Source organism: Fictibacillus arsenicus (assembly GCF_001999465.1).
GTDB classification, from domain to species: Bacteria; Bacillota; Bacilli; order Bacillales; family Fictibacillaceae; genus Fictibacillus; species Fictibacillus arsenicus.
The window spans coordinates 1,176,167-1,187,860 of sequence record NZ_MQMF01000002.1; the positions used below are offsets into that span (position 1 = coordinate 1,176,167).

The 11,694-nt window shown below is 41.2% G+C and carries 9 protein-coding genes; 4 read left to right on the forward strand and 5 right to left on the reverse strand.

Annotation, left to right across the window (positions count from 1 at the left end):
- Positions 1-3: 3 nt before the first annotated feature.
- Both hemH and hemE read right to left on the reverse strand, forming a co-directional pair.
- On the reverse strand, positions 4-945 hold the full coding sequence (gene hemH, locus UN64_RS13195) for a ferrochelatase (protein ID WP_077363411.1): 942 nt from the start codon (positions 943-945) through the stop codon (positions 4-6).
- A 5-nt stretch (positions 946-950) separates the two neighbouring features.
- Positions 951-1,979: a uroporphyrinogen decarboxylase gene (gene hemE, locus UN64_RS13200; RefSeq protein WP_077363795.1), complete on the reverse strand. Its 1,029-nt coding sequence runs from the start codon at positions 1,977-1,979 to the stop codon at positions 951-953.
- Positions 1,980-2,408: 429 nt separating this feature from the next.
- On the opposite strand from hemE, the gene UN64_RS13205 reads away from it, so the two are divergent.
- On the forward strand, positions 2,409-5,630 hold the full coding sequence (locus tag UN64_RS13205) for a M36 family metallopeptidase (protein ID WP_077363413.1): 3,222 nt from the start codon (positions 2,409-2,411) through the stop codon (positions 5,628-5,630).
- Positions 5,631-5,836: 206 nt separating this feature from the next.
- Here the strand turns inward: UN64_RS13205 and UN64_RS13210 are convergent, their stop codons facing one another.
- Complete coding sequence (locus tag UN64_RS13210) at positions 5,837-8,062, reverse strand: transglycosylase domain-containing protein (RefSeq protein WP_077363415.1); 2,226 nt, start codon at positions 8,060-8,062, stop codon at positions 5,837-5,839.
- Positions 8,063-8,219: 157 nt separating this feature from the next.
- Between UN64_RS13210 and UN64_RS13215 the strand changes: the two genes are divergently transcribed.
- A complete protein-coding gene (locus UN64_RS13215) occupies positions 8,220-8,711 on the forward strand; it encodes an antibiotic biosynthesis monooxygenase family protein (protein ID WP_077363417.1) in 492 nt (163 codons plus the stop codon).
- A 2-nt stretch (positions 8,712-8,713) separates the two neighbouring features.
- A complete protein-coding gene (locus UN64_RS13220) occupies positions 8,714-9,622 on the forward strand; it encodes a diacylglycerol/lipid kinase family protein (protein ID WP_171978899.1) in 909 nt (302 codons plus the stop codon).
- Here UN64_RS13220 and UN64_RS13225 read toward each other — a convergent pair.
- A complete protein-coding gene (locus UN64_RS13225; RefSeq protein ID WP_077363421.1) occupies positions 9,600-10,307 on the reverse strand; it encodes a phosphatase PAP2 family protein in 708 nt (235 codons plus the stop codon). The two genes, UN64_RS13220 and UN64_RS13225, sit on opposite strands and share 23 nt — an antisense overlap.
- A 276-nt stretch (positions 10,308-10,583) precedes the next feature.
- Positions 10,584-10,901 carry a DUF3243 domain-containing protein gene (locus tag UN64_RS13230; protein ID WP_425590118.1) on the reverse strand — a complete coding sequence of 106 codons (318 nt, stop codon included), beginning with the start codon at positions 10,899-10,901 and terminating at the stop codon, positions 10,584-10,586.
- A gap of 221 nt (positions 10,902-11,122) precedes the next feature.
- Here UN64_RS13230 and UN64_RS13235 point away from each other — a divergent pair, with 221 nt between their 5' ends.
- Positions 11,123-11,554, forward strand: coding sequence for a ferritin-like domain-containing protein (locus UN64_RS13235; protein WP_077363426.1), 432 nt, complete (start codon positions 11,123-11,125; stop codon positions 11,552-11,554).
- The last annotated feature ends 140 nt before the right edge of the window (positions 11,555-11,694 follow it).

Sequence of the window (11,694 nt, forward strand, 5' to 3'; positions counted from 1 at the left end):
GATTCACATTCTTTCTTTTACTAGTGCTTTTTCAACTGTTGTTGCCAGACAGTCAATAAATTCAGGTTTTGCATTTGGCATTTCAGGACGGTAATAGTTAACGCCTAATTCATCCGTTACAACTTTGCACTCATAGTCATTGTCATACAAAACTTCTAAATGATCAGCAACAAACCCCACAGGACAGTAGATAAAATGCTTGTATCCATGCTCGTTGTACAGGTCACGTGTAAGATCCTGCACATCCGGTCCAATCCAAGGCTCCGGCGTGTTGCCTGCACTTTGCCAGCCGATCGTATAATGAGGAACGTCCGCTTCTTTTCCAATCAGATCAGCTGTTTCCTGTAATTGAGCAGGATATGGGTCACCCATCTGCAAAATCTTCTCCGGAAGACTGTGTGCAGAAAAGATAACAACCGTTTTTTCATGCTCTTCAGCTGGAATACTATTAAACGTTTGTTTAATTCCATCTGCCCAATATTGGAGATACTTAGGCTCGTCGTACCAACTGTCGATTGTTACAAATTTAGGACCGCCGATTTTAGCTGATTCTTCTACCGCACGCCCGTTGTAAGATTTAACACTGAACGTTGAATAATGAGGTGCAAGTACTAGAGTTACAGCTTCCTCGATACCATCTTCTTTCATTTGCTGAACAGCGTCTTCAATAAAAGGATCAATGTGCTTTAACCCTAGGTAGCTCTTAAACTCTTGATCAGCGTAGCGGCCATTCATTTCTTCTTCTAGTTTTCGTGCCTGATCTTCTGTAATTTTTGCTAATGGAGATATTCCGCCGATCTGTTCGTATCTCTCCGTTAACTCTTGAAGCTGTTCAGGAGAAGGTTTTCGGCCTCGTCTAATGTGTGTGTAATAGCTCTCTACTTCATCCAGACTTCTTGGCGTTCCATATGCCATCACGAGTAATCCGATTTTCTTTTTTGTCACTTTATTCACCCTAGTTTTTTAGACGTGTATTCATGGACAAAAGTAGTTAATTGCTTCAATGTTGCGATGTTGACCTCAGGGAAAATACCTTTACCTACATTAAAGATAAATCCTGGCTCTTCCATACCTTCATCCAAAATTTCTTTTGTTCTTGCTTCAATAACTTCCCAAGGAGCAAGCAGAAGCGAAGGATCCAAGTTTCCTTGCAGAGCCTTCGTAACACCCATCTGACGCGCTTCTCTTGGCGACAATCTCCAGTCAAGTCCAATCACATCGATAGGAAGTTCGTTCCACTCCATTACGAGATGGCGAGCGCCTGTTCCGTAAAGAATCAACGGAACACCTTCTCCGCGAAGTTCTGAAAAGATTCGCTCTATAACAGGCATAATGTATTTTGCGTAATCCTGCTGATTTAAAGCTCCCACCCAAGAATCAAAAATTTGAAAAGCTTGAGCTCCAGCTTTAATCTGAGCTTTTGCATAAGCAATCGTCATGTCTCCTAGCTTGTCCATAAGCATGAACCAGCTTTCTGGATCCGAGAACATAAGCTGCTTTGTTTTATGGTAATCCCGTGAAGGACCACCTTCAACCATATAGCTTGCAAGTGTAAATGGAGCACCTGCAAAAGTGATTAGAGGAACTTCCAATTGCTGACGCAAAATTTTAATCGTTTCAAGTACATAAGGAACATCCTTTTCAGGGTTGATCGTTCCAAGTCTTTCAACAGCCTCGCGTGTTCTTACAGGATTATCGATAACGGGGCCTACCCCCGGCTTGATCTCTACATCTACACCAATTGCAGGAACCGGTGACATAATATCCTTGTAAAGGATCGCAGCATCAACACCGTGCTGATCAACTGGCAGCTTTGTAACGCCTGCGCACATCTCAGGTCTGTGAGTGATGTCAAACAGTGAATACTTCTCCTTCAATTTACGGTACTCAGGCTGAGAACGGCCCGCCTGTCTCATGTACCATACAGGAATATGTGAATTTTTCTCCTTACGACACGCCTTCAAAAACTCTTCATTCATTGTCAAAACGTACACACCTTTCTATCAAGACCAAAAGCTGCAGCACTATTGTTATCTCCTAGCTGCTGAAACTTAAAACCTCTAAACGTCAATATCCATACACATTGTAAGGGAATTCATAATAAAAGTATAGGCTGAAAGTTCAATTGTCATCATTTTGGCAAATTGCCATTGTCACCCGGCAATATAACCTCGATACTGGAATCTCTTTAATCGATAATTAGGTTTTATAAAATTGGACTCTTTTCACAAAACCCCTACATGGATTTCCTACTTCTCTATTACCTTAGTCGTATTGGAGCACTATAACTTCAGGCTAAAAATTATTAGATAAAGAACTATCTTTCAGGAAATGCATTGACTCATTTTTAGGACAATTGTTTAATGACTGTAATAAAAGTCAGAAAATTCCGTTAAGGAGTGGGTACAATGTCCATCAACAAAAAAACGATTACCTTTTCAGCCGTAAGTTCTGTTTTACTTTTGTCTCAGTTATATCCAATCAGTAATCTCCCCGTGAATGCTCTTACATCAAATGAACTGGCAAAAGAACATAATCACGAGAATTTTGATATCCGTAAAAATTTATCTGCAGTGCTTCCTGATCGATCACAAATAGAAGCTGCAAATTCATTTATACAAGAAACAGGCACCGGAACAAAAATCTCCTGGAATTCAACTTTTGGTACACCCTCTTTTATCTCAAAAAACAAAGGATATTTAACTCCTCCATCTAGTTATAACAGTGAGACTATTGCTCGAAACTGGCTTAAAGAAAATTTACAAATGTTCGGACTCTCTTCCAATCAAGCAGATTCCCTTTCAGTTATAAAGAATCATTCTATTCCTGGCAGCGGTCTTCAAACCGTTGTTTTTCAGCAAACTTTCTCTGGGATTGAATCGGCAAACGGCGGACGGATCATTATTTCTGTCAATAAGGATGGACGTATTCTTTCAGTTGCTTCAAATGCTTCAAAAGCGTCAGAAATGGAAGAAGCACATAAACTATCAAGCAAAGATGCGCTTCTATCAGTAGTTTATGAACATCTTCCTGATTTAAATTATTCGCCTGTATTAAAGGGGTCAAATAAAGGCTGGGAAGAATATGCTGGCGGCGATACCCTCCCAACTGATCAGCGCGTTAAAAAATCAGCGTTTGTCACTTCCGATGGTGTAAGACCTGCTTACCGTGTACTTTTTATTGAAAAACTGAACAAAGGTAAAGAAGTTGTTGTTGACGGAGTAACAGGTAAAACTCTTTTTGAACGATCACTTGTTCAAAACCTTGATCCTGAAGGCTTAATTTTTGAAAATTATCCCGGTTCCCCGACAGGCGGCGGCACACAGGTTGTGAAATCTTTAAAAGGTGACCCAGAAGCTTCTCCGCAAGGATGGCTGTTGCCTGCAAATGATGCTGGTGTTACAACACTTGGAAATAATGCGGACACGTATGCAAACTGGAGTAATTTCCTCGTCCCAGAAGGAGCTGGGCTTGTCAGACCGGTAAACCCGCTCGGGCAATTTAAGTATCCGTTTAAAAACGCTTGGAACAAAACTGAAGGACAAACTGCTCCGCCTTCTTATGCAGAAGATGTACACAGTGCAGCAACGAATTTGTTCTACCATCACAACCTGTTTCATGATTATTTTTATAATCTAGGCTGGACAGAAGCTGCTGGTAACCTGCAAGCTGTGAATTTTGGAAAAGGCGGTATGGAAGGTGACCCTATCCTCGGCCTTGTCCAAGCGGGTGCAGCATCAGGAGGAGAACCGACATATACCGGTCGTGATAACGCCTATATGCTAACGCTTCCTGATGGTATTCCTGCGTGGAGCGGTATGTTTTTATGGGAGCCTATTAAAGGGGCTTTTGAAGGCGAATACACAGACGGTGATTTCGATGCCGGAATCATTTATCACGAATACAGCCATGCTCTCTCTAACCGTTATGTAGCAGGAGGCGAATCTCTGAACAGCCATCAAGCAGGCTCCATGGGTGAAGCTTGGGGTGACTGGTTCGGCATGCACTATCTTGTTAAAAACGGTCTGCAAAAAGAACCGGTTGTCGGCGCTTATGTAACAGGGAATCAAGAACGTGGAATCAGAAGCTGGGCACTCGATGATGCTCCCCTTCAGTTTGGCGACATTGGTTTTGATATCGTTGGTCCTGAAGTCCACGCTGATGGTGAGATCTGGGCGGCTATTCTTTGGCATGTTCGAGAAAGTTTAATAGCTGCGCTAGGAAAAGAAGAAGGTGAATCTGTCGCAGAACATATCGTAATGGATGCAATGCCAATCTCTGCTCCTGATCCGTCAATGGATGATATGCGAACAGCCATCCTTGCCGCTGACCAAGACAGATACGGTGGAGATCATTATGATCTTTTATGGAAAGCTTTTGCCCAAAGAGGTCTTGGGGCTTCCGCTAAATCTTTATCTGGTGATGATAGTGATCCTGTACCGGCGTATGACCACCCTGTTTCCGGACAAAACGGTATGCTTGCCGGAAAGATCATAAATTCTTCAACAAAAAAACCTGTAAAAGATGCAAAGATTATTATTGGACAATATGAAGCTCGTACTAGTCCGGTAGCTTTATCAAGTGATACCGGCGGGTTCAGCATGCCTATCGTCTCGGGAACCTATGACATTACCATTCAAGCACGCGGCTTCGGTTCAACAACATTTAAAAATGTAGCTATTACAGCTGGTGAGATTGAGTCATTAGATGTAAATCTATCACCTAACCTTGCTTCTGCAGCAAACGGAGCTGAAGTAGTATCGGTATCTGATGAAACAGAAACACATCCTGTGAAAAATGCCCTCGATGATACCGAGGCAACCGTGTATACATCACAAACAAAAGAAGAAGGCTTTACGGGTTCTGAGTTTGTTATAGATCTTGCAGGAGATAAACCAGCCACCGTTTCAAGTGTTCAAGTAAGTGCATTTAAAGACATTGCAAAAGCACGCTTTTCAGCATTAAAAGACTTTACCGTCCAAACATCGTTTGACGGTGAAAACTGGACTGCTGTTAAAGACGGTACGTTCAACGCTGGAAAGCCGCGTCCTGCAACACCCGATCTGCATTATAAAACATTCGATTTGGCTGAACCGGTAAAAGCAAACTTTATTAAGTTCATTGCTAAAAATGCTCAAGATAACTCTCTCGGTCATGTTCAGGTTGCCGAAGTCCAAGTCTTTGCAGAACGGTCATCAAAAGTTGAAGCATTGCCTCCTGTTATTACCGAACCATTTAAAAGTGAAGGGATGATCCAGGCAGGAAACCCTGCAACAGGCATCGGAAGCTTAGCTGACTTGGACGCGACTGGAAGTGTAACACAGAACGAATTCGTTTCGACCCAAAACCCTGAACCTGCATCACAAGGTGTTGATGGATATGTAGTAAGTCTTCCTGAACAATATCGGGATGGATTGCATAATGTTTCTGTCACAGGTCCTGCTGACGGGGCACATGATCTAGATGTTTACTTCTATGATTCATCATTTAATCTGATCGGCAGCATCGCAACAGCGGGAGCGAATGAGTCAGGTGTAGTTCCTGGCGGCACCTCCTACATCTATGTAGGACTGTATTCCGGTGCAAATGTTCCATTTACTGTTGACGTGAAAAGTCCTTTTGCGAATTAAATGAAAATACAATATGAAAGATGGGTGTCGTGCCCATCTTTTTTGTTCGTTTAACCGATTATGAGCATCACACGGTCCCTAATTAATACGTAGTAAGCTTAATCGCACGTTATTTTCATTTAAAACGATTTTCTACAACTTTCGACAGCCGCATCCTCAAATAAAGCTGCAAAAAAGAAGATGGCACAAAAGCCACCTTCTTCATCTTAATCATCTTTCTTTTTCTTCTTGTCTTTCTTCTTTCCATTGTTCCCTTTTCCGCGGTTGTCTTTTTTTTCATCGTCATCATCACCAAAGCCTGGGAAGAATGAGATCGAAACTGTGTTGGAAGGACGGCCATCTTCTTTAGTTAGAGGATTATAGGGAACGACATAAAAGTCAGGCAGTGTGAACAAATGCTTGCCTGAAGCAACATACCCTCCCTTTCCTTTTACTGTATCCAATTTCGTTCTTTCCCCATCATTTACAGCATAGATTTTATATTGTAGACGCTTGTCCTTAGATGGCGTCCAGCTTAACTTGACTGATGGCATGCCATAGTCACCCATACCAAATTCAGCAGAAAGATCACCGACCTCGATCATTTCGATCGGAGGTTCTAAATCCTTCACTCCATCAGGCTTCTTAAATGCTAATCCCTGTTGTGAAGGCATCTCGTTAATCACTTGTTTAAATAAAAGGGTAGGCTGTGCACTTCCGCTGTTTAAATAAGATTGCTTTGTGGTTTTATCATAACCTACCCAAACAGCACCGACTACTTGAGGTGTATACCCAACAAACCACGTATCTTTATTTCCTTTATCCACATTCGGATAATTGGTGGTTCCTGTTTTTCCGGCAATCTCCATATTTTCCGGACCATCTGAGCCTGTTCCGTTCTCCACAACTTGCTGCAGCATGCGCGTCATGTTCCATGCATTCTGCTTCGTCCATACTTTCTTTTCTTCACGCTTGGCCTTGCCGATCAGCTCGCCCTCATGATTGTAGATTTTGCTGATCACAAAAGGTTCGACGGTCTTTCCTTCATGAAGGAAACTTCTATAGCCCTTAACCATCTGCAAAGGACTTACCCCATGATCGATTCCGCCTAGCGCGATGCCGAGTCCTTTATCTTCAATCGGCATCCCGAGGTTTTCTAAATACTTTTTGGAATAAGAAATACCAATCTCATTCAAAAGCCATACAGCTGATGAGTTAACAGAGTGTATGACAGCATCCACCATCGATACTTCCCCTTCGTATCTGCCGTTATAGTTCTTCGGCTCGTATCCGTTATAGCTCATTTCCTCATCCAGCAGCATGGAATATGGTTTATATTTTTCCGATTCCAAAGCAGGGCCATATACGGACAATGGTTTAAATGTTGATCCCGGCTGCCGGTTTACTTCAACGCGGTTAAGCCCTTCTGTCACATAGTTCCGACCGCCCTGAACAGCGAGCAGTCCCCCTGTCTGGCTGTCCATGAGAACCATGGCTCCTTCAGGTTTTTCCTTTCCGGTTCCAATAAAATATTTTCCTTCTTGAAAGCTTTTATATACAGAATTTTGTGCGGCAGGATCCATTGGCACGACAATCTTATACCCGCCCTGCCTCAATTCTTCTCTCGAGATATGATACTTTTCTCTCGCTTCTTTAATTACCATGTCAATATAAGTCGAGTACGCCGGATTTCGTTCTTCCTGCGTAAAGTTTACAGCGATCGTTTGCCCTTGTGCTCTTACTGTTTCATTCGGAGACAAATAGTTTTGCTTCTCCATAAGGGTCAGCACTAGATCTCGGCGTTCCTTTGCAGCATCCGGATGTTTAATAGGCGAGTAATGACCTGGAGCTTTCGGAAGACCGGCTAGCATTGCACCTTCTGCAACAGTTAGTTCACTTACATCTTTATTAAAATACGTTTTAGCAGCAAGCTGAATGCCATATGCTCCGTGTCCAAAGTAAATTTGGTTCAGGTACATCTCCAAAATCTTATTTTTTGAATATCTTCGTTCAAGATTAATAGCAATGACCGCTTCTTTGGTTTTGCGCAGCCAGGATTTTTCATGTGATAAGAAAACATTTTTAGCCAGCTGCTGCGTGATCGTACTTCCGCCTTCAACCTTGCTTCCAGCCAAAATATCTTTATAGATGGCACGTGAAATTGCTTTTGCATCTATTCCGTTATGTTTATAAAAACGTGAGTCTTCTACTGCTACAAAAGCTTCCTGAACATGATCAGGAATATCGTTTATATCAACGATTTCCCTGTTTTCATTATATATTTTTGTGATTTTTTCACCTTTTTCGTTCACTAAAAGCGTGGCAGAATCCATCACAAGATCTTTTTCATCAATCACATAATCTCCCGCCAAAATGATAAAAAGGTAGGCAAAAAATCCGATGATCAATGAACCAACTAAAATACCAAGTGCGACAAGACTTTTCTTCACCATAATCAAACCTCACTTCTTTCTAGGCCGAAAAGTACATTTTATATAATTTTCCCTCAGATGGAAAGTATATTACAAGCAGTAAGATTCTTACACTGTTTAGTCCGCATGTTGGTTGGGTAAAACAAAGATAAATCGATTAAAAGGCAGGGATTAGCAAATGAAGACTTATATCACGTACGGAACAACCGACTATCTATCCAGCTATCAAGAAAAATACAGCCAGGCGCTCCTGCTAGAAGGTGATTCAAACTCCGCACTCGTATACGAGACAGATGGAGAGAATCCTTTTACTGAAAAACATGAATATGAAGTGATCAACCAGAGAGGAACTTTATCAGGTGCAGGCTTTGTCGTTATGAATCATGTTCCTGTTACAGAGGATGGCCGCAGTCTTTTTGAAGAGCGCTTTTTAAATCGTGCAGGTCTTGTTGAGAATGAACCTGGATTCATTGGGATTCGTATACTTCGCCCGGTTCATCACGACCCCTATATTATCATGACTCTCTGGAATTCCCATGCTGACTTCATCAATTGGCAGCAATCGAAAGCATATGAGGAAGCTCATAAGGACAGGAGCACGTCTAAAGGACTTCCTGAAACTCTATTCTCTGGCAAGTCATTTGTCAAAGAATACATGGTTGTTCAATGAGTATGAATGAATCAGAATTAAAACGAGTTTCTGTGATCTTAAATCCTAAAGCAGGACAGGGACGCCTTCTCAACAACTGGGATGAAGTACTTACTGAATTAAAAAAAGGATTTCATGATGTTCAAGTATACGAAACAACAGCCCCTGGTGAGGGTGCATCTTTTGTAGAGCAGCTTCATTCAGATACAGATGTCATTCTTGCAGCTGGCGGAGACGGTACGGTACATGAAGTTGCAGAGGCATTATTATCAATAGAGGATAGAAAACCTGCATTTGGAATCTTGCCTGGAGGAACCTGCAATGATTTTTCAAGGGCTCTCGGCATGAACCAAAATCCAGTAAAAGCAGCTGAACAGCTGAGCCAGAAAAAGATACGGCATATTGATATAGGAGAATTCGACGGCCATTTCTTCACGAACTTTTGGGGAGTCGGATTAATTACACATGTATCAGAATCGATAGATCCTGATACAAAAGAAAGATTCGGCAGATTATCGTATTATTTGTCTGCAGCAAAATCCATGCAAACGTGGGAACCTTTTGAGATTTCGGTTCAATCTGAAGAGTTTCAATTCGAAGGTAAAGCAGCTATGTTTTTAGCTGTAAACGGACCTTTCACAGGAGGGATCAAACCCTTCTTTCCAGACACTGATATTCAAGATGGGAAACTGGATTGTTTGCTGATCGAAGAACCTTCTATTTCGTTTATATGGGATGTTCTGCAAAACCGGCTTACCGACACATCCTATGAAGGACAAGGCTATCACTATTTTCAAAGCTCTGAAATCAAAATAAAAACCGCTCCCCAGCAGTTAATTGATTGTGATGGAGAGCGGGAACAAAAAACACCTTCTATTGTTAAATGCATGAAGCAGCATCTATCGGCACTTACTGGGGATGTTTCCTTTTAAAAAAAGGAAGCGTCCTTTTTTTGTATGCCCGTATAGACTCACGTCCGCCGATACATAAAAGCAGCCAAACCGTACCTGCGGAAAATCCTGCCAGCACATCAGATGGATAGTGGACTCCTAAGTAGATTCGGCTGAATCCAATCAGTAAGATCAAAGTGATAAAACCTATCCCCAACAAAAGTTTAAGTGATCTTCCCCGCTGGCTTCTTATTACTAAGTAGCCTAGGAATCCATAATAAATTAAACTGCCCATTGAATGACCGCTTGGATAGCTAAATCCCTGTTCAACTATAAGGCTTTCTTCCGGACGGACTCTACCAAACCAATGTTTAAGACCAAGATTTATAAGACCGCCTCCCGCGACTGCAATAATATAAAAAATGGCTCCCCAATAATTTTTGCGTTTCACGATCAGCCAAACCAGACTTCCTATCAAAAGGAGGGTAAGTATTGTTTTACCACCTAAAAAGGTTATAAATTTCATAATTTCCGTTAACGTCTCGGTTCGAATATTCAATACATATTGGATGATAACTTGGTCAAATGTAAATCGTTCCTGTTCCATCAAATCCTCAGACAGTTCAAAGAATACATTTAAGGAATAAAAAGAAAGAAAGAGACCGGCTAAAATATAGATAACGGGGAGTATCGGAAAAGGTAACTTGTTTGCTAAGTCTCGTAACATAAGATCTCCTCTTTTATTAAATATATATACCTCAAGTTTTCACCGTTTCAACGAGTATTAAACTTTTTTCTCCGCTGGGCTGTACGTTGAGGGCATCCCTCCTTTTTTATATTTGATCCAATTTAGATAATGTCTTAGATAAAGGTTTTAATAAACACTATTAGATAGCTAAATTTGGACGATATTATTTATTTTTTATTTTGTTAAAAATAAAAAATTAGGGGCTGCCAAAAGCAAGTTTACCTTGTTTTTGGGACAGCCCCTTGGTCATACATTTTATTTAACAAGTTTCACTAGCATATGAGCCAGCTTATGGCGTTCTTCTTGTTCTCCGACTTTCCATAGTTCTTTTAAGAGGTTTTCTTCAGAGTTGCGAGGCTCCTCATGAGCAGCGAGGTAATCAGCAACTTTTTCTGCCGTTTTCGCAAGTGTTTCCTCGCTCATACCCATCTTCTCACCGACTTCAACTTTGCTGTGAAGATAGCTTTTGAACTCTTCAAAGTTAGACAAAATTTCGTCTTTTTTGCTTTCACTCATTCGGCTAGCTGTGTCCTCAACCTTGTTCATGTCAACATCACGTTCTTTGTCCACCATGTGTCTGCTTTCCATTTTTATTACCTCCTTAAAAGTGTATGTGTATGACCTTTGTTTAACGATTGTGTTAGGTCTGTTATCCTTTTACCTTTTTTTCACACATCTTAAACTTATTTATACAGTTTGATTTATTTACGTTTTTTCTATTCATGCTTTCGGTTTACTATGATTAGAAAAAGGGAAGGATACTTTTGTAGAACAAGATTCAGGAGGTTATACAAATGGAAAAAGACTTACAAGCACTAATTGATGGACTAAACGAGGATCTTGCAAACGAGTACTCTGCAATCATTATGTATAATCATAATGCAGCAACAGTATCTGGATTGTACCGTCAGATCTTAAAACCTTTCTTCCAAAGTGAAATTTCGGACGAGCAGGGACACGCTCTTTATTTAGCAGAAAAGATCAAAACGTTAGGCGGAACACCTACTACTCAGCCGAAGCCAGTTAAACAAGTAGAAAGCGTACGCGAAATGCTTGAAGAAGCTCGCAATGCTGAGGAAGATACTATCAGACGTTATGAAGAGCGCAAAGAGCAAGCATCAAACTTAAAGCTTACTGAGTTAGTTGTTCAGCTGGAAGATATGATCGCTGATGAAACTAAGCATAAGGAAGAAATGGATCGTCTCTTAAGCGACAGCCGCTTCTAAACAAAATATGATAAAAGGCCAGCTAACATTTTAGCTGGCCTTTTCGTTTGTTTGTTTACGGTACGTGTTCTATAATTTATTTCACGTTCGCCCGTTGAAAGCCTCGTTTCACCCCAAATACAGATGTTCCACCCCAATAC